This window comes from Candidatus Mycobacterium methanotrophicum (assembly GCF_023515995.1).
GTDB lineage: Bacteria > Actinomycetota > Actinomycetes > Mycobacteriales > Mycobacteriaceae > Mycobacterium > Mycobacterium methanotrophicum.
In genome coordinates, this window is sequence record NZ_CP097320.1 from 390423 (window position 1) to 407463 (window position 17041).

Annotated in this window: 16 protein-coding genes, 2 pseudogenes and 1 riboswitch; of the genes and pseudogenes, 6 read left to right on the forward strand and 12 right to left on the reverse strand. The window is 66.2% G+C overall.

The window, feature by feature from the left end; translation table 11 throughout:
- Window positions 1-18: 18 nt before the first annotated feature.
- Window positions 19-103: pseudogene (locus M5I08_RS26460) on the reverse strand (hypothetical protein); the annotation flags it as partial.
- 817 nt (window positions 104-920) lie between these two features.
- On the opposite strand from M5I08_RS26460, the gene M5I08_RS02110 reads away from it, so the two are divergent.
- Window positions 921-1109 (forward strand): hypothetical protein, encoded by a 189-nt coding sequence (locus tag M5I08_RS02110; RefSeq protein ID WP_219067593.1) that lies wholly within the window; start codon window positions 921-923, stop codon window positions 1107-1109.
- Between the two features lie 117 nt (window positions 1110-1226).
- Here M5I08_RS02110 and trxA read toward each other — a convergent pair whose 3' ends face one another.
- From trxA to M5I08_RS26290, 4 genes and pseudogenes are all read right to left on the reverse strand, one after another.
- A complete protein-coding gene (trxA, locus tag M5I08_RS02115; RefSeq protein WP_219067594.1) occupies window positions 1227-1667 on the reverse strand; it encodes a thioredoxin in 441 nt (146 codons plus the stop codon).
- Window positions 1668-1679: 12 nt separating this feature from the next.
- Window positions 1680-2105: a Clp protease N-terminal domain-containing protein gene (locus M5I08_RS02120; protein ID WP_219067595.1), complete on the reverse strand. Its 426-nt coding sequence runs from the start codon at window positions 2103-2105 to the stop codon at window positions 1680-1682.
- A gap of 6 nt (window positions 2106-2111) precedes the next feature.
- A pseudogene (locus M5I08_RS02125) lies at window positions 2112-2592 on the reverse strand (baeRF2 domain-containing protein); the annotation flags it as partial.
- A gap of 668 nt (window positions 2593-3260) precedes the next feature.
- Complete coding sequence (locus tag M5I08_RS26290; RefSeq protein ID WP_219067597.1) at window positions 3261-3401, reverse strand: hypothetical protein; 141 nt, start codon at window positions 3399-3401, stop codon at window positions 3261-3263.
- Between the two features lie 179 nt (window positions 3402-3580).
- Here M5I08_RS26290 and M5I08_RS02135 point away from each other — a divergent pair, with 179 nt between their 5' ends.
- Window positions 3581-4570 carry an LLM class F420-dependent oxidoreductase gene (locus M5I08_RS02135; protein ID WP_219067598.1) on the forward strand — a complete coding sequence of 330 codons (990 nt, stop codon included), beginning with the start codon at window positions 3581-3583 and terminating at the stop codon, window positions 4568-4570.
- On the opposite strand, the gene M5I08_RS02140 is transcribed toward M5I08_RS02135, so the two are convergent.
- The 3 genes from M5I08_RS02140 to M5I08_RS02150 all read right to left on the reverse strand — a co-directional run bounded on the left by M5I08_RS02140 (window position 4567) and on the right by M5I08_RS02150 (window position 8952).
- Entirely contained in the window at window positions 4567-4860 is a 294-nt protein-coding gene (locus tag M5I08_RS02140; RefSeq protein WP_219067599.1) for a putative quinol monooxygenase, read from the reverse strand. The genes M5I08_RS02135 and M5I08_RS02140 overlap by 4 nt on opposite strands.
- A 68-nt stretch (window positions 4861-4928) precedes the next feature.
- A complete protein-coding gene (locus M5I08_RS02145) occupies window positions 4929-6578 on the reverse strand; it encodes a DNA repair helicase XPB (RefSeq protein ID WP_219067600.1) in 1650 nt (549 codons plus the stop codon).
- Between the two features lie 79 nt (window positions 6579-6657).
- The gene (locus tag M5I08_RS02150; RefSeq protein WP_219067601.1) at window positions 6658-8952 is read right to left on the reverse strand and encodes a helicase-associated domain-containing protein; all 2295 of its coding nucleotides are present in this window, start codon (window positions 8950-8952) and stop codon (window positions 6658-6660) included.
- 101 nt (window positions 8953-9053) lie between these two features.
- Between M5I08_RS02150 and M5I08_RS02155 the strand changes: the two genes are divergently transcribed.
- Window positions 9054-9263, forward strand: coding sequence for a hypothetical protein (locus tag M5I08_RS02155; protein ID WP_370328561.1), 210 nt, complete (start codon window positions 9054-9056; stop codon window positions 9261-9263).
- A gap of 12 nt (window positions 9264-9275) precedes the next feature.
- Here M5I08_RS02155 and M5I08_RS02160 read toward each other — a convergent pair whose 3' ends face one another.
- Both M5I08_RS02160 and M5I08_RS02165 read right to left on the reverse strand, forming a co-directional pair.
- Window positions 9276-10373: a transglycosylase family protein gene (locus M5I08_RS02160; RefSeq protein WP_249763059.1), complete on the reverse strand. Its 1098-nt coding sequence runs from the start codon at window positions 10371-10373 to the stop codon at window positions 9276-9278.
- Window positions 10374-10381: 8 nt separating this feature from the next.
- Window positions 10382-10593, reverse strand: a riboswitch (cyclic di-AMP (ydaO/yuaA leader).
- 256 nt (window positions 10594-10849) lie between these two features.
- A complete protein-coding gene (locus tag M5I08_RS02165; RefSeq protein WP_219067604.1) occupies window positions 10850-11260 on the reverse strand; it encodes a YccF domain-containing protein in 411 nt (136 codons plus the stop codon).
- A gap of 154 nt (window positions 11261-11414) precedes the next feature.
- On the opposite strand from M5I08_RS02165, the gene M5I08_RS02170 reads away from it, so the two are divergent.
- The 3 genes from M5I08_RS02170 (at window position 11415) to M5I08_RS02180 (ending at window position 14866) form a co-directional block, all read left to right on the forward strand.
- Complete coding sequence (locus M5I08_RS02170) at window positions 11415-11822, forward strand: cold-shock protein (RefSeq protein WP_219067605.1); 408 nt, start codon at window positions 11415-11417, stop codon at window positions 11820-11822.
- 100 nt (window positions 11823-11922) lie between these two features.
- Window positions 11923-13860, forward strand: a complete 1938-nt coding sequence (locus M5I08_RS02175) for an acyl-CoA dehydrogenase family protein (protein ID WP_219067606.1) — start codon at window positions 11923-11925, stop codon at window positions 13858-13860.
- A 1-nt stretch (window position 13861) separates the two neighbouring features.
- On the forward strand, window positions 13862-14866 hold the full coding sequence (locus M5I08_RS02180; RefSeq protein WP_219067607.1) for a glutathione S-transferase family protein: 1005 nt from the start codon (window positions 13862-13864) through the stop codon (window positions 14864-14866).
- Here M5I08_RS02180 and M5I08_RS02185 read toward each other — a convergent pair.
- Together M5I08_RS02185 and M5I08_RS02190 are read right to left on the reverse strand one after the other, a co-directional pair.
- On the reverse strand, window positions 14863-15363 hold the full coding sequence (locus M5I08_RS02185) for a DUF2771 domain-containing protein (protein WP_219067608.1): 501 nt from the start codon (window positions 15361-15363) through the stop codon (window positions 14863-14865). The two genes, M5I08_RS02180 and M5I08_RS02185, sit on opposite strands and share 4 nt — an antisense overlap.
- Window positions 15354-16955, reverse strand: a complete 1602-nt coding sequence (locus tag M5I08_RS02190) for an MFS transporter (protein WP_249763281.1) — start codon at window positions 16953-16955, stop codon at window positions 15354-15356. Before M5I08_RS02190 ends, M5I08_RS02185 begins: the two co-directional genes overlap by 10 nt.
- Window positions 16956-17041 lie beyond the last annotated feature (86 nt).

Sequence of the window (17041 nt, forward strand, 5' to 3'; positions counted from 1 at the left end):
CGATTGTCCATGTTATTTTGCGGCGAGCACCGGCGACAAGGCGCGCCACCGGCGCGCCGATCAGCGGTCCGGCGGCGTTGGCCGCGATTGACATGCCATAGTTTTACTGGATCACGTCGATTATCGGCGCCGATACGCCCGCGCAAGCGGGCCACAGGGAAAAGTGTTGATGTGGACCCGTGGCGGCGATGAAGTCATGGCCCGATTCTCGATGACGTCGCAGCAAGTGACCTGGTGTCAACAACGGCAGCCCTATTACCCCGGTGCCTGCGGACGGCGCCTGGCGGGAGCGCATGGCGGAAGGCTTGCCCGAGAGGGGCCTGCCAGCGAGAGCACCGGTGCCGGCGATGGTGGGCTTCATGGCGGTGCGGACGGTGTTTGTTCGACGAGTTCTTCCAGTGCAGACTCCAGATTCCCGGGCCGGCCTCGTCGAGGAAGACGCGCGCGAACGGGTCGTCGACCGCGGGTTCGGGCGCTGGTCTCCACCGCCCCCGCCGCGGCGACCTGTAGCGTCGTTGCTGCGTGCGAGGCAAGGCCGTTGTCGGCGAGCAGCTAGCTCAACGGTGTCGTGGCCGAGCGCCAGCCGCAGATGGTCAGGCACGCGCCGACATCGTTGCCTTCGCCATGCTAGACGAGAAGCTCTGCTTGCTGGTGATGATCAGGGTGCGCACCCGATGCCTGCTCGAAGCTGAGCAGCTCGGTACGAAGATCTGCGTTCGTCGGTTCACTAACGTTAGGCATACGGCATTTTCGCGCACGCCACCACCAGCGTCCACCGACCGCCAGATAGCCCGACACCGAGATGACCGTCGTCTTCGACTCCGGGCAGAACTCACAGGGGCAACTTCTCGCTGCTCGCGGGAACTAAGCCCGCACTATGTGGGATCGGTTCTGGCCGGCGACCGGGCGTTGGGTGCGGGATGTGGGTCCGCATCTTCACCACCGAACAGCGCCGGGTGATCGCGATCGCCGGCAAACCCATGCCAGGTCTGCACGCGCTAGCCATTGCTGACGAGACGCTAGATGCAGCGGGCGGAAACACCTTTCACATGTGGAAGGAACCTGCTGACACCGTGAACGTGTTGTGTGATCGGTTGGCGCCGCAGTGAGCGGAGTCGGTGGCGGCGGCGATATCCCAAAGCCAAATTCGGAGCACGCCTCGCAGATTCTGGGCGCGGGTTGGCGACCGCGGGCGGGGTCGATCTCTACCGCTGTCACGGCCGGGCCTACTCGGTGGCGCCGTCCGAAAGGGCTTGGTCCAGCCAGGATCTGAGCGCCGTGACGGAGGCGGCGCCCGCCTGCTGTGCGAGCAGCCGGCCGTGGTCGACGATCAGCAGTGTGGGGACCGCCTGCACCCCGAAACGCCGGGAAACCGCCGGCGCGGTATCCACGTTGATCTTGACGAGTTTCAGGTCGCCCGCGCGTTCGGTGGCCAACTGTTCGAGCACGGGACTGACCATCCGGCACGGTCCGCACCAGGGAGCCCATAGGTCCACGAGCACAGGAATCGAAGACTTCTCGACGACCTCGGTGAAATCGTGATCGCCGGCCTCAGCGATCCAGGGCAGCCAGCGGTGACACTGGGCGCAGCGTGGTTTTCCCGACCCGGCGACGGGTACTCTGTTGCGCCGCCCACAGTTCGGGCATTGAACGATGTGCGTTTCCATGTGCTGCTTTCCTTAGGTGGCCAGCGCCGGCTCCGAACAGCTCACAGCCAGTTCGCCGTTGGCCACGTTGACTTGGATCTTGGCGCCCGCCACGATGTCGCCGCGCAGCAGGGCCCGACCGATGCAGGTTTGCGCCTCGCGGGCAATGTGGCAGCGCAACGGCCGGGCGCCGTAGACAGGGCCGTCCTTCTTCAACGCCTGATAGGGCGCCTCGGGTGTGGCAGGGGTGACCCGCTGGTTGCCACGCACCGCGGTTAACGCCTTCAGGAACGATTCGCGGGTGATCCCGTGGGAAGCCAGGATGCGCCCGGCGGCGGCTGCCGATCCCTCCTTGGCTAGCATCAGCACCAGATGCTCGACCGAGATGTAGGAGTCCTCGAGCCGCTTGGCTTCCCGTTCCGCGGTCTCCAGCAGCCTGCCCAGGAGCGCCGAAGTCATCACCTGTCCCCTCCAGCCGGCGGTGACCGGCTTGTGGACCGGATAGCCACCGCCGTCGACGCTCCTGGACCTGATGGTGTCGTCCTGATAAGCATCACGTCCGCACCGGCGTGGTCCACCGTGGCGAATACATAGTGGGTCGCCGCATCTCGAGTTCTATCAACGGCACGATCTAGGGGTAATCCGACCAGCGGGTGACCGGGGCTGCCGGTGGGCTGATCAGGTATTCGTCGACAAGTATTTGCTCGCGGGTCGCGATCAGCGCGCGCCCGCGCCGACCCATAGCCGGTCGATGGTGTAGGACGGCATCGTCGAGCCTGTCGATGACTTCAGCGTCTGTTCCCTGTTCCTCGAGATGTTTACGAAGATCGCGCCATTTCGCTTCGAGTTGCTCGACAGCATCCAGACTGTCGTGCGAATCATCGAAAAAGACCGAGGCGAACGGACCTTGCGCGTTGACCAGCGACCGGAGGCGTTGTGATCGCATTGCCGTCCCTGCTTTCTGCCGTGGCTTGTCGGGGTATGTGGCTGCTTTTCGCCAACGGTATGAAACGCGACAATGGCGTAGGGCGAGCCGTTAGCCACCAAATGGAGGTCTTAGGTCCCGATCACTGGTTCTGACCAGGCACTCAGTAACACGGGAGACCTACTTCTTCCGGTGGCGGCTCGCATCGTAAATACCGATAACCGCCTCCACAGGGAATGTGGCGGCAAGAACCACAGCGACCGGCGGCCCATTCACGGCGTTGCAATCATCCCCTCGCAGAGACCAGAGGGTCGACAGTCCTTGGCGCAAACGGCGCCCAAGGTTCGCTGACGCAGAGGGTGAGGTCGACCGTTGGCGCAGTAGATCGCTCGCGACACCCACCGCACCCTGAGCGAGACGATCGCCGACCTCATGCGTCGAGGATTGGGTCACGGCCACTGCGCTGAGGTGTCTCGAAGTGTGAGAACGGGGTTGCCGGTGGTCACGCTTGGCGCCGTGGTGACATCCGAGCGGGTGAGGTCCTTAGAGGAGGAACGACGACACTGCTCGACGCCGATGTCCTGACCGCGCTGGTGGTGGCCGATCACATTCACCACGAACCGGCGCAGGACTGGCTGTCGTCAACCGGGGTAGCGTTTGCCTCTTGCCCGATGACACACGGCGGCCTGCTACGCCTGCTGCTCAGGGAAGGGCAGACGTCGGATGTGGCACGAGAGCTCATCGTCGCGATCACCGCGGATCAGCGGCACGAATTCTGGCCGGACAGCGTCTCGTTCGCCGATGTCGACCTTGCCGGCGTTATCGGTCATCGACAGGGTGACCGACGCATATCTGGCGCAGCTGGCTCGAATGCACAATGGTCGACCCGCCACCTTCGATCCTGGGCTCGCGCAACTCCACAGCGACGCTGCAGAACTCGTGGCGACCGCATGAGCTGCTGCGGCTGGTGCCCTCGATATCTGACGGCGCCGGGCTAGAGTCCCAAGCTATGCGTTTCGGACTTTTCATCCCCCAGGGCTGGCGGCTGGATCTGGCCGGCATCGACGTCGACAAGCACTGGCCGGTGATGCGCGACTTGGCGGCCTACGCCGACGGCGGCGCGTGGGACTCGCTGTGGGTTTACGACCACTTCCACACCGTGCCGATGCCGACCGCCGAAGCCACCCACGAGGCGTGGTCGCTGATGTCGGCCTACGCGGCGACGACGTCGCGGATCAAGCTCGGCCAGATGTGCACGGCCATGAGTTACCGCAATCCGGTCTACCTGGCGAAGGTGGTGGCCACCGCCGACATCATCTCGGGTGGGCGTATCCAGATGGGCATCGGCGGTGGCTGGTACGAACACGAATGGCGCGCATACGGTTACGGATTCCCGTCGGCGGGAGTGCGGTTGGCCCGCTTGGACGAAGGCGTGCAGATTATGCGCGACGCCTGGCGCGACGGCAAGGTCAGTTTCGCCGGTAGGCACTACCAGGTCGACGGCGCGATCGTCGCTCCGAAGCCTTTGCAGGCCGGCGGTATTCCGCTGTGGATCGCCGGCGGTGGCGAGAAGGTGACGTTGCGCATTGCGGCGAAGTACGCGCGGTACACCAACTTCACACCCCAGCCCGCCGGGTTTGCGCACAAGTCCGAAGTGCTTGCGGGGCATTGCCGCGCCGTCGGCGCCGACTACGACGCGATCGTGCGCTCGGTCAACGTCAATACCGTGATCGGCGCCTCGGATGCCGACGTCAAAGACCGGTTGCGGCGCGTCCGCGACCGGCTTGTCGGCTACATACCGCAATCCGCGGCCGACGCGATGATCCGCGGCGTCACCGGACCCGAATCGGCATCCGGCACCGCCGAACAGGTCATCGAGCGGCTGCAGCAGCTGCGCGGGCTGGGCTGCGAGTATGTCATCTGCTACTTCCCGGAGGCCGCATACGACCGTTCCGGCGTCGAGCTGTTCGAGAGGGAAGTGATTCCCGCGCTGAGTTAGACGTCGCTGGTGGTGTACCTAGTCTTGACCGGCGGGGCGGCCAGCAATGGGGGCAGCTGCGTCAGCTCGCCTGCGCCGGCGCGAAACCTGCGATAGGCCTCGTCGTGGTCGAGCGAATCCCACAGCTCGTAGATGAGCCAGTGCGCCTCGTCGTCCTCGTCGATGAGCACGTCGGTTTGCAGATTCCCGTCGAACGCCCGGGTGTCTTGCAGTGCGCGGCCCATGAGTTCGCGCCCCGCGGCGACCTCGCCGGGCTTGAACCTGAGTTCGAGTATCACCGTGACAGCCATGGTCGCCAAGATAACCCACGGGCTGCCGCGCGCTCACCGGGCGCCGCGTCGGCGAGCATCGTGTCGCTTCAGATTGCCGGGCCCAGCAGGTCGTCGGCGTCGCGGATGGCATAGCCGTATCCCTGCTCGGCCAGAAACCGTTGCCGGTGCGCGGCGTACTCGGCGTCCAGGCTGTCGCGGGCCACCACCGAGTAGAACACCGCCCCGCCGCCGCTGGCCTTCGGTCGCAGTAGCCGGCCCAGCCGCTGCGCCTCCTCCTGTCGAGAGCCAAATGTGCCCGAAACCTGCACGGCCACAGCAGCTTCTGGAAGATCAATGGAGAAATTGGCGACCTTGGACACCACCAGCGTGTTCACTTCACCGCGGCGGAAAGCGTCGAACAGCGCCTCGCGCTCGGCGGTCTTGGTCGAGCCCTGGATCACCGGGGCGTCCAGCACCTCGCCCAGCTCGTCGAGCTGGTCCAGGTAGGCGCCGATCACCAACGTCGGCTCACCGGGATGGCGGCTTAAGATCGAGCGGACCACCGCGATCTTCGAGTGGGCCGTCGAGCAGACTCGGTAACGCTCGTCGGCTTCGGCGGTGGCGTAGCGCATCCGCTCGTTGTCGGTCAGCGTGACCCGTACCTCGATGCATTCCGCCGGCGCGATCCAGCCTTGTGCCTCGATGTCTTTCCACGGCGCGTCGTAGCGTTTCGGGCCGATTAGGCTGAACACGTCACCCTCGCGGCCGTCCTCGCGGATCAGCGTGGCCGTCAACCCCAGCCGCCGCCGAGACTGCAGATCAGCGGTCATCCGGAACACCGGCGCCGGCAGCAGGTGCACCTCGTCGTAAACGATCAACCCCCAGTCACGGCTGTCGAACAGCTCCAGGTGGCGGTACTCGCCCTTGGTGCGACGGGTGATCACTTGATAGGTGGCGATGGTGACCGGGCGGATTTCCTTGCGTTCCCCGGAGTATTCGCCGATCTCGTCTTCGCTCAGCGACGTGCGGGCGATCAGTTCGCGTTTCCACTGCCGGCCTGCGACGGTGTTGGTGACCAGAATCAGCGTCGTCGCGCTGGCTTTCGCCATGGCTGCCGCGCCGACAAGTGTCTTGCCCGCCCCGCAGGGCAGGACCACCACACCTGATCCGCCCGCCCAGAACGAGTCGGCGGCCATCTCCTGGTAGTCGCGCAGATGCCAGCCGTCCTGCCGCAGGCTGATCGGGTGTGCTTCGCCGTCGACATAGCCGGCCAGATCCTCAGCGGGCCAGCCGATCTTGAGCAGCATCTGCTTGATCCGGCCCCGTTCGCTGGGATGCACGACGACCGTGTCGTCGTCGATCCGCGCGCCCAGCATTGGTGCAATCTTCTTGTGACGCAACACTTCCTCGAGCACCGCACGGTCCATGCTGACCAGCGTCAGACCATGGGCCGGGTTCTTGACCAGTTGCAGCCGCCCGTAGCGGGCCATGGTGTCGACGATGTCGACCAGCAGCGGCTGCGGGACGGCGTAGCGGGAGTAGCTGACGAGCGCATCGACCACCTGCTCAGCGTCGTGGCCCGCGGCGCGCGCGTTCCACAGTGCCAGCGGGGTGATGCGGTAGGTGTGCACATGCTCGGGTGCGCGCTCCAGCTCGGCGAACGGCGCGATCGCTGTGCGCGCAGCACCGGCAAGCTCATGGTCAACTTCGAGCAGCACGGTCTTATCGGATTGCACGATCAACGGCCCGTTAGGCATAGAGCGCCGCTCCTCCCCATCGCTGCGCTCTGGATCGTCGCCGGCGCGCATAGCGACCCATTATTTCGTCCCCTGACATCTAGCGCCGCTCCTCCGCATCGCTGCGCTCTGGGCCGTCGCCGGCGCGCATCACCGAGGTGATGCGGTGGATGGCGAACTCGCGTGCGCGTCCCGAAGCGGAATCGAACGCCACCAGCTGCCCGCCGGCCACGGTGATAGGCGACACCACCCGCTGGGTGGCGACCCCGGCGGCGTCGACGTAGCCAATGACCACGGTGTCCTGCCGGTGGGCGGCACGTTGTAGTAGCGACATGGCCACCGCCGGGTCAATCCGGACATTGCCGAACGGCGCGGTGGTCACCTTTCGCAGCACCGCGACGACCGCGCTCAGGCTTTCCCCGCTCGGGCGCGCGATAGTCCGGCGCACCCGACGACGCTGTGGCGTGGGCACTCGGGCTCTGCGGGCCCGGATGTCGACGATCGTGCCGGTGGAGTCCTCGGCGGCTGGGGCGAAGCCGGCATCCTGCAAGGCCGCGAGCACTTCGCTGATCGGCGCACGGGAGATCGCCACCGTCGGGGCCAGCACCCGCAGATCCAGCGCTCGGGTCTCGGCGGAAGCCGCCGCCTGGGCGAGCAGCGTCGGGTCTTCGCATCGCACGAACGACGCGGACATGCCGATCCTCAGCTGCCCGTGCCGGCGTGCCACATCGTCGATCAGGTAGGTCAGCCCTTGCGGCACAGGGGTTTTGGAGTGCTTGTCGAACATCGAGTGCAACGAGTCGGCGGTTTTGCCGATGTCCAGCGCATGCCGGATCGATTGCTCGCTGACGCGGTACACCATCGCGGTGCCCGCCGACTCGACGGTGGCCACCGCCGCCAGCTCCTCGGCGAGATGACGCTCGAGCGGCCCGGGGACCACGACCGTCAGGTCGGCCTGAACCAGGAAGTGGTCGACCGGCGCGGGTAAGGCATGCGCCATCGCGTCGACAACGTCGGCGTCGCCGTCCGCTGTGCCGTGGTCAACCAACGCGCGGCCCGGCGTGCTGATCGCGCCGCGGCCCACCAGACCGACCAGGTGCGCCTCTTCCAGTAGGTCCGCCACTTGCGCGGGCTGTAGCCGCTTGGCCCAGCGCGGCCGTCGCCAGATCAGCGCCGCCGACGCGGTGCTCTTGTCCACTGCCGCACCGGCCGGCAGCTCGGCCAGCATGTCCAGCAGCAGCCGGCGGTCCAGCGGGGCCGCCGTCGAGTACAGCGAATCTGAAAGCGCCGCATACGGTTTGGCGTCAGGTCCGCGAGTCCCGATCAACGCCGGGCGGGCCGGCAGATCAAGCCAGGTGCTGGCCAGCAGATACCAGCGCTCGGCGGCGGACCCTTCGGTGAACCGGTCGGCGGCCACCGTCGGCGCCCAGTAGGGCACCTCACCGCTGACCGGTTGCGGATCGGGCAGCCCACTGGCGATCAAGCCTGCAGCGGCGGCCAGCTCAAGGATCAGGCCCAGCCGGCTTTCGTCGATGCCGGTCGCCTTTGCCATGCGCCTGACCTCACGCACTCCTAACCCGCCGCTGCGCAGCTCGGAAATTGGTGCCGACCCGAGTGTTTGTAGCAGCACATCGATTTCGCGTAGCAAGTCGATGACCGCGCCCGCGGCTGCGGCGTCGGCGTCGGCGGATGTAGTGGTGGCAACTACGGGATCGGGCGCGGTCAGCTGCACCGGCCCCGGTTGCTCGCCGCGCAGCACCTGCCCGACGTGGCGCGGCAGGATCACGGTGTCGGCGTCGCTTCGGCGCAGGAGCCCCATCGCGAGTAGCTGTGGTACCGGCCGATCCGCCGGAGCGCCGGGGGCGGCATCGCGAGTGCGCCCCAGCGGCGACCCGTCCTGCAGCTTGCCCAGCAGTTCCCGCTGTGGCTCGTTGAGGCCGTCGATCAGCTCGGCAATCTGCTCGGCGCTGGCCGACGCGTCTTCCAGAGTCACTTGCCCTGGATGCCAAGGCAGTCCGGCAGCGGCGTCGGGGGCGGCTCGCAATTCGGCGTCCCCCCAAACCAGGGCGCGCTGCTTGAGGTCGTCGAGTGCGTCGAGCACGTCGGATTCGGGCGCCCGACCGTCGATCAGGGCGAGCAACTTGGCTACGGGCACCGACCCGCTGTCCGCGTGCAGAACCAGCAGCGCGTCGATCACCGCAAGCCGCAGGAAGTCCAGTTCGTCGGTGGCGGCCGTGACTGACTGTCGGGCCTGGGCGCGGGCGGCCAAGGCCGCGATGCTTCCCGGCGGCGGCTGAGCAAGGTCGGGCCGCAGCTCCAGAAGACGGATCAGCCGCTCGTCGGGCAAGTCGGCCAGCCAGGACCCCAGCGGGATGCCCGGGGTTTGTTGCGTCATTGCTGACCAGCGTAAAGCAGTCGCAGGGGAAGGCCTTGCGAGGCGGCGGGCTGATGTGGACGCAAGAGCCGGGCCGTCGTCACTGGGCAACACCTGTCAGAATGGGACGCGTGGCTAACAACGCTGACAACAAAGCGCAGAAGACCCGTTACGTCGACAAAGGCTGGCCGACGACCGATCCAGACGACCACGCGGTCAGCGAACTGGCAACCGATCGGACCGGCGCACTGTCTCCCTACGGCGACGTGGTCTTTCCGCTGCCAGCCGAGGAGCTGCCTTATCTACATCCCGTCACGGAAGTCAACCGCTAGGCGGCGCGTCGGCTAAGCCAGCGACGACAGGGCCGGGTTACCGCTGACCTGTTGCGAATGGATGGCCTTGAGCAGGTCTTTCACATAGCTCGGGGCCATGTTCTGCGGCGGCGTCACGGGCAGCCCTTTGCTGGTGTCCGGCAGGTTCGCCGGATCTAGCAACGGTGCGAGCTGCGGCGGTACCTGCAGGTCGTGTATTGCAGAGCCCGCGGCGGCCGGGTCCGTCGGCAGCCCTGGCACCGTCGGCAAGCCGGGGGCACGGTCGTCGGCGAAGGTCCAATGCGCCACGGCAGTGGCTGGGTGGACGTCCATCGTCTCAGCCACCGGAGGAGCCGGCGGCGGTGCATCCGGCGGTGGCGGGGCGTCGACCGCGGCCGGCTCAGCGGGCGCAGGTTCGGGAGCCTCGGGCGCAGGTGCGTCGACGGCGGGCGGCGGCGGTGCGTCCGGCGCGGGCGGCGGCGGTGCGTCCGGCGCGGGCGGCGGCGGTGCGTCCGGCGCGGGCGGCGGCGGTGCGTCCGGCGCGGGCGGCGCAGGTGCGTCCGGTGGTGCATCGGCAGGCGGTGGCGGCGGCGGTGCGTCCGGTGGTGCATCGGCAGGCGGTGGCGGCGGCGGTGCGTCCGGCGGTGCATCGGCAGGCGGTGGCGGCGGCGGTGCGTCCGGCGCGGGCGGCGGCGGTGCGTCCGGTGGTGCATCGGCAGGCGGTGGCGCGTCCGGTGCGGACGTGTTGGCGAGGACATTGCGCGGCGTCGCGGCCCCGAGTCCACGGCCGCACACCGGCCACGCGCCCCGGCCTTGGGTCGCCAGCACCCGCTCGGCGACGGCGATCTGCTGTTCGCGGGTGGCCTGGTTGGCGGATGGCGCAAATTCGCCGCCGCCGTGGGCGGCCCAGGTGCCCTGCGAGAACTGCAGCCCGCCGTGATACCCGTTGCCGGTGTTGATGGACCAGTTGCCGCCCGCCTCGCAGCCGGCGACCGCGTTCCATTGCTGATCGGTAGCCGCAGATGCGTGACCCGCAAGTGCGATGCCACCGCCACCGATCACCGCACTGCTGAATGCGAGTTTGGCGACGCTGATGTTCGACGTGGTTGGCTTGCGATGCCGTCCGCTCATACGCGAAGACGTCCTCTCTTGATGCGCCCACGAGGTCAGCTGTCGGGTTCGGGCGGGAGAGGTCGCCCGGCCACGCCGCATTTGATGCAAACGGCGATGGCTTCACCCCAAGGAGCCACGGATGGCTCCCGGTCCGATTTCGGCAGACCAGTGGGTCCCCCGTCTCCATCCATAGGTTGTCGAGTTCTCGCCTATGGATGGAGCTCGGCGCTATAGGCGAGAAAGGCCACCGCTCAGGAAGATTCGGCTAGGCCGCGGATGACGCTAGCGGGTGAGCGCGGCGGAGTCATTTTTTGCCGAATTCGGCGTTTCGCTTCCCGTCGACGCAAAAAACGCCAGGAAGCCGCCTCATCCGTGCAGGTCGCGAGGCCCCGACATTAAGCTGTTGCCGTCCTGTGATCAATCCGTTATGTGACCGAACTCACAACAGCGACTGGTCAGGGCCGGCGGGCGGGTGTCCAGGTAAAGACGAACGGTCAGCGGTATCCCGCCACTGATGCGGGTCGGTTGGCTTGGTCGACCGGCACGATCTCCTTGCCCAGCGGCGCCAGCGACACCGGGATCAGTTTGAGGTTGGCCAGCGCCAGCGGAATACCGATGATCGTCAGCGCCATCGCCACCGCGCTGAGCAGGTGCCCGATCGCAAGCCAGATTCCGCACAACAGCAACCAGATGATGTTCTCGATCAGCGCGCCGGTGCCTGCGCCGGGCTTGTCGATGATCGTCCGCCCGAACGGCCACAGCGCATAAGATGCGATGCGCAACGCTGCGAACCCAAAGGGAATGGTGACGATGAGCAGGAAGCAGAGCAGCGCCGCCAGCAGATAGCCGAGGGCCAGCCAAAGGCCACCGAAAATCAACCAGATGACGTTCAGGACCAGGCGCATTGTTTCCTCCAACGGTAACGCCACCCTACCGGCAAACCGGGTGCTCGGCGGGCCGGCGTCCGAGTAGGATCGGTCGTCATCGCGTCCTGGGCAGGCGGGGCGCTTCGTTGTGTCGCCCATCCTTAGTTATCCGTCAGACAAGCAGGTGAGACCGGTGCCGACAGGCAAGGTGAAGTGGTACGACGCCGCGAAGGGCTTCGGCTTTCTATCCCAGGAGGACGGCGAGGACGTCTACGTGCGCTCCTCTGCGCTGCCTGCCGGCGTCGAAGGCCTCAAGGCGGGGCAACGCGTTGAATTCGGCGTTGCCACCGGACGTCGCGGGCCCCAGGCATTGAGTCTCAAACTGATCGACCCGCCGCCCAGCCTGACCCGGACCCGTCGGGAGGGCACCGGCGAACACAAGCACAGCCCGGACGAACTGCACGGCATGGTTGAGGACATGATCACCCTGCTGGAGAGCACCGTGCAGCCCGAGCTGCGCAAGGGCCGCTACCCGGACCGCAAAACTGCTCGCAGGGTCTCGGAAGTGGTCAAAGCAGTGGCCCAGGAACTCGACGCCTAGCTCTACCTCGTTGGACAAACGCGTGTGCCCGCGCGCTTCTCGGGGAACACTGGTCACCGAGACGCACCGCCGGAGTCGCTTTTCAGTGAGGGGAAGTCCGATGGCACAGCAGGCACAGGTCAGCGAGGAACAAGCGAGAGCCGTAGCTGAGGAATCTCGCGAAAGCGGTTGGGATAAGCCATCCTTGGCCAAGGAGCTATTCCTCGGTCGTTTTCCGCTTGAGCTCGTTCACCCGTTTCCCAAACCCTCTGACGAAGAGGCCGCTCGCACCGAGAAGTTCTTGGCTCGGTTGCGGCAATTCCTCGACACGGTCGACGGCAGCGTCATCGAGCGCGATGCGCAGATCCCCGACGAATGCGTCAAAGGCCTTGCCGACCTCGGTTGTTTCGGCATGAAAATTCCGTCCGAGTACGGCGGGCTGAACATGTCGCAAGTCGCGTATAACCGCGCACTGCAGATGGTTTCGACCGTGCATCCCAGTCTCGGTGCGCTGCTTTCAGCGCATCAGTCGATCGGCGTACCCGAACCACTCAAACTCGCCGGAACTGAGGAACAGAAGCGGAAGTTTTTGCCCCGGTGTGCTGCCGGGGCGATATCGGCGTTTTTGCTGACCGAGCCGGATGTCGGCTCCGACCCAGCGCGGATGGCCTCGACGGCGACTCCGGTCGACGACGGACAGGCCTATGAGCTGGACGGCGTCAAGTTGTGGACCACCAACGGTGTGGTCGCCGACCTGCTGGTGGTGATGGCTGCCGTGCCCAAGAGCGGGGGGCACCGGGGCGGGATCAGCGCGTTCGTTGTCGAGGCCGATTCACCGGGCATCACCGTCGAGCGGCGCAACAAGTTCATGGGATTGCGCGGAATCGAAAACGGTGTCACCAGGCTGCACCGCGTAAGGGTGCCGGCGGAAAACCTGATCGGTCGAGAGGGCGCCGGCCTGAAGATCGCCCTTACCACCCTGAACGCCGGCCGACTCGCAATACCCGCGATAGCAGCCGGCACCGCCAAGTGGTCGCTGAAAATCGGTCGAGAGTGGTCGTGCGAGCGGGTGCAGTGGGGCAAACCCATCGGCGAACACGCGGCGGTGGCAAGCAAGCTTTCGTTCATAGCCGCGACCAGCTACGCGCTCGAATCGGTGTTGGAGCTGTCCGGTCAGATGGCCGACGAGGGCCGCAACGACATCCGGATCGAGGCGGCGCTGGCCAAGTTGTGGTCGAGCGAGATGGCCTGCGTAATCGGCGACGAACTGTTGCAAATCCGCGGTGGCCGAGGCTATGAGACCGCCGAGTCGCTGGCCGCACGCGGAGAGCGGGCCGTGCCGGTCGAACAAGTGGTACGCGATCTGAGGATCAACCGCATCTTCGAAGGCTCCAGTGAGATCATGCGGCTGCTGATCGCGCGTGAGGCTGTCGACGCCCACCTGACTGCGGCCGGTGACCTTGCGAATCCCAAAGCCGATGTGCGCCAGAAGGCCAAAGCTGCGGTTGGCGCGAGCGGGTTCTACGCAAAGTGGTTGCCGCAATTGGTTTTCGGTGAGGGCCAACGTCCCGGGGCTTATCGCGAGTTCGGCGAATTGGCAAAACATTTGCGATTTGTCGAGCGCTCCGCGAGAAAGCTGGCCCGCAACACCTTCTACGGGATGGCACGTTGGCAGGCCGCGCTGGAACAGAAGCAGGGATTCCTCGGGAGGGTGGTGGATATCGGCGCGGAACTGTTTGCGATGTCGGCCTCGTGCGTGCGGGCCGAGGCTCAGCGAGTTGCCGACCGAGCCCAGGGTGAGCAGGCATACGAGCTGGCCGACGCGTTCTGCGAGCAGGCCACCCTGCGGGTGGAGGCGCTGTTCAATGCGTTGTGGGACAACACCGACAGCACCGACATTGCGCTGGCGCGCAAGGTGCTGCAAGGCCGCTACACCTGGCTCGAAAACGGGATCGTCGACCAGTCCGAGGGCACTGGACCGTGGATCGCGCATTGGGAAACCGGTGCGTCCACCGAGTCCAATCTGGCTCGGCGGTTCCTGACCGCGGCCGACTCCTAACATGACATACGTCGCCCAGGCCGGCGAATTCACCCGCGACACCAACTACATCGCGACCCGCATCACCGCCGACGGCCGCGACGGCTATCCGGTCGAGCCGGGCCGGTATCGGCTGATCGTCGCACGCGCGTGCCCGTGGGCCAACCGCGCGATCATCGTCCGGCGGTTGCTGGGACTGGAAAATGCTATCTCCATTGGGTTTTGCGGCCCCACCCATGACAAGCGCAGCTGGACATTCGATCTCGACCCCGGCGGCGTCGACCCGGTGCTGAACATCCCTCGCTTGCAGGACGCCTATTTCAAATGCTTTCCCGACTATCCGAAGGGCATCACCGTCCCGGCAATCGTCGACGTGCCGACGGGCGCGGTGGTCACCAACGACTTCGCACAGCTGACGTTGGACCTGTCGACGGAATGGACCGCCTACCAACGTGATGGCGCTCCGCAGTTGTACCCCGAGGCGCTGCGGAGCGAGATCGACGAGGTCAACAAAAGGGTTTACAGCGAAATCAACAACGGCGTGTACCGATGCGGCTTCGCCGGCTCGCAGTCGGCTTACGAGGCGGCCTACGACCGGTTGTTCACGGCTCTGGACTGGGTCAGCGATCGACTGGAAAATCAGCGGTTTCTGGTGGGCGAGACGATCACCGAAGCCGATGTCCGCTTGTTCACGACCTTGGCCCGCTTCGACGCCGTTTATCACGGGCACTTCAAATGCAATCGAAGCAAACTGTCCGAGATGCCGGTGCTGTGGGCTTATGCGCGTGACCTGTTCCAGACGCCGGGTTTCGGCGATACGGTCGACTTCGTCCAGATCAAGCAGCACTACTACATCGTGCACGCCGACATCAACCCGACCCGCATCGTGCCAAAGGGGCCCGAGCTGGCCAATTGGCTAACGCCGCATGGCCGGGAAGCATTGGGCGGCAGGCTATTCGGTGACGGCACACCGCCGGGGCCGTCGCTTCCGGCAGAACAGGTACCTGTCGGCCACGGCGGCGCCTAGCCCCAAACGGTGCGCACCGACCATTCGGCATGGGGGACACCATGCAATTGGCCGGATTGGTCGACGACCACAGTCATCAACTGGACGGCGATCCCGGTCAGGCGCCCCAGCTGGGGATCGACAGTGGGGATGGTGACCGCCAGTCGGCTGTCGGGCCGGTAGAAGGTGGTCGCGGGGTTGACCGTATCTTCATAGACCCGCAACAGCCACCACGGTGCCCGGCCGATCGCCGGTGGCACCGACAGCTGCACCGGATCGCGCGCATTTATCCGCAACTCGCCTTGCGCCCTTGGGTTTTCGCAGTCGTTGAGGTCAAGTACTTTGCAGTAACGGTAGGGTCCGACTCGGGTCAGCTGACCGTGGGAGTATGCGCTGATCTCCGGGTGTAGTGGAGCGCGCCCGCGCGATAGCGCCCATGCGCCGACTCCGGAAGCCGTCGCGGCCACTATCAGCACAGCCGCAAGCACGCCGAACTTCGCAGTTGGCTTTACTCCCATGAGGCCGCCGCGGCGTCGTGGTCGTTGCGACCACCTCCCTGCTCGACCATCACCGGCCGGTTTCCGCCCAAGCCGGGGATCAACGAGTCGCCGCGGAAGCTGACCACGGTCTGCGCCAATCCCAAAATCAGCACGGCTGCAACGACGCTGAAGCCGACCCACAGCTCGGTGTAGAGCAGCACACCCAGCGCGCCGCCGAGCACCCAAGCAAGCTGCAGGCTCGATTCTGAGCGCCCGAACGCCGACGCGCGGGATTCCTCGGGCAGGTCGTCCTGCAAGGACGCGTCCAATGCCGCCTTGGCGATTGCGCTCGACCCTGAAGTGATCAGGGTTGCGATCACGGCGGTCAGCAGATTGCCGGCCACCGCTGCGGCCACCGCCGCCACGGTCACCGCCACAGTGCAGCGCACCACCAGCACCGCCGGCCTGCCCAGCCGCAGCCGTGCGCTGGTGAAGTTGCCGGCGAAATTGCCGATGGCTGCCGCGGCGCCAATAAGTCCCAGCATGCCGAGTTGCACCCATCCACTGGCGTCCCGCGCTTTGGCGACAAACGCCGGATACAAAAACAGGAATCCGACCATAACCTTGATGGTGGTGTTCCCCCACAGCGAGGTGATGATGTTGCGGCCCAACGGTTGCCGAAGAGCCCCACCCGCTCTGCGAACCTCCTCCGGCCAGCTTCGGCGGGATGGGTGGGTGCGATAGCTCAAGGTGGTGGGAACCTCGCCTGCGGTCACTTCGACCCAGCGCGGAATTCGCATGGACAACAAGGTGCCGGCAACAGTGACCGCAACGATGACGAATAACGCGCCGGGCCATCCGAACAAGTGGGTGAAGGCATATTCGATTCCACTGGCGATGCCGCCACCCAGGATCGTGCCACCGAGCAGCCCGAACATGGTCAGCCGGGAATTGACGCGCACCAGGTCGATCGACGGGGGCATCACCCGTGGTGTCACCGCGCTGCGCAGGACGCTGAACGACTTCGAGAAAACCATCATCGCCAGCGCGCAGGGATACAACACCCAGGACGGGAAGCTCCCGGTGGCACTGTCGTAGTTGCTGATCAGCACCACCGCCAGCCCGGTGCGCAGTGCAAACGACGCCGCCAGCGCGACGCGCCTGCCGTGCTGTAGCCGATCCAGCGCCGGACCGATCAGCGGTGCGACAACAGCGAACGGCGCAATCGTGATCAACAGGTAGAGCGCGACCCTGCCCTTGCTTTCCCCGGTGGCCGCGGCGAAGAACAACGTGTTGGCCAGCGCCACGGCCATCGCGGCGTCAGTCGCGAAGTTGGCCACCACCGGCCAGGTCAGCGCAGTCAGCCCGGACTTGTCGGCGCCGTCGGCGGTGGCGGCGCGTTGCACCAACCCGTACATCCGCGAACCCATCTCGCGGCTGCGCTGCGCGGCCGCGCGGGTGACGGTGACCCGCTCGGCGCCTGTGCCAGCAGATGGCGGCTCGCTGCGACGGTTGGGCTCGGGCTGATGGTGCAGCGGCGGCAGGTAGCGGTTGGCGCTGGGCGTCGGCGGCGGGCGGCGCCGATGGTCGGGTCGGCGGTAGTCCGGTTCGTCGGCCGGATAATTGGCCATACCAGGGTGCTCGGCTGCGGGCCGGGTGCGGGTGCGGCGGTCGGCAGACGCCCGGCCGTTATCCGGGTGATCGCGCCGCCGTCCAG

Coding starts and splice junctions, on each gene's coding strand:
- M5I08_RS02110 (WP_219067593.1), top strand. CDS start 921: ATGTGGGTCCGCATCTTCACCACCGAACAGCGCCGGGTGATCGCGATC.
- trxA (WP_219067594.1), bottom strand. CDS start 1,667: ATGGAAACGCACATCGTTCAATGCCCGAACTGTGGGCGGCGCAACAGA.
- M5I08_RS02120 (WP_219067595.1), bottom strand. CDS start 2,105: ATGACTTCGGCGCTCCTGGGCAGGCTGCTGGAGACCGCGGAACGGGAA.
- M5I08_RS26290 (WP_219067597.1), bottom strand. CDS start 3,401: ATGACCGATAACGCCGGCAAGGTCGACATCGGCGAACGAGACGCTGTC.
- M5I08_RS02135 (WP_219067598.1), top strand. CDS start 3,581: ATGCGTTTCGGACTTTTCATCCCCCAGGGCTGGCGGCTGGATCTGGCC.
- M5I08_RS02140 (WP_219067599.1), bottom strand. CDS start 4,860: ATGGCTGTCACGGTGATACTCGAACTCAGGTTCAAGCCCGGCGAGGTC.
- M5I08_RS02145 (WP_219067600.1), bottom strand. CDS start 6,578: ATGCCTAACGGGCCGTTGATCGTGCAATCCGATAAGACCGTGCTGCTC.
- M5I08_RS02150 (WP_219067601.1), bottom strand. CDS start 8,952: ATGACGCAACAAACCCCGGGCATCCCGCTGGGGTCCTGGCTGGCCGAC.
- M5I08_RS02155 (WP_370328561.1), top strand. CDS start 9,054: ATGGGACGCGTGGCTAACAACGCTGACAACAAAGCGCAGAAGACCCGT.
- M5I08_RS02160 (WP_249763059.1), bottom strand. CDS start 10,373: ATGAGCGGACGGCATCGCAAGCCAACCACGTCGAACATCAGCGTCGCC.
- M5I08_RS02165 (WP_219067604.1), bottom strand. CDS start 11,260: ATGCGCCTGGTCCTGAACGTCATCTGGTTGATTTTCGGTGGCCTTTGG.
- M5I08_RS02175 (WP_219067606.1), top strand. CDS start 11,923: ATGGCACAGCAGGCACAGGTCAGCGAGGAACAAGCGAGAGCCGTAGCT.
- M5I08_RS02180 (WP_219067607.1), top strand. CDS start 13,862: ATGACATACGTCGCCCAGGCCGGCGAATTCACCCGCGACACCAACTAC.
- M5I08_RS02185 (WP_219067608.1), bottom strand. CDS start 15,363: ATGGGAGTAAAGCCAACTGCGAAGTTCGGCGTGCTTGCGGCTGTGCTG.
- M5I08_RS02190 (WP_249763281.1), bottom strand. CDS start 16,955: ATGGCCAATTATCCGGCCGACGAACCGGACTACCGCCGACCCGACCAT.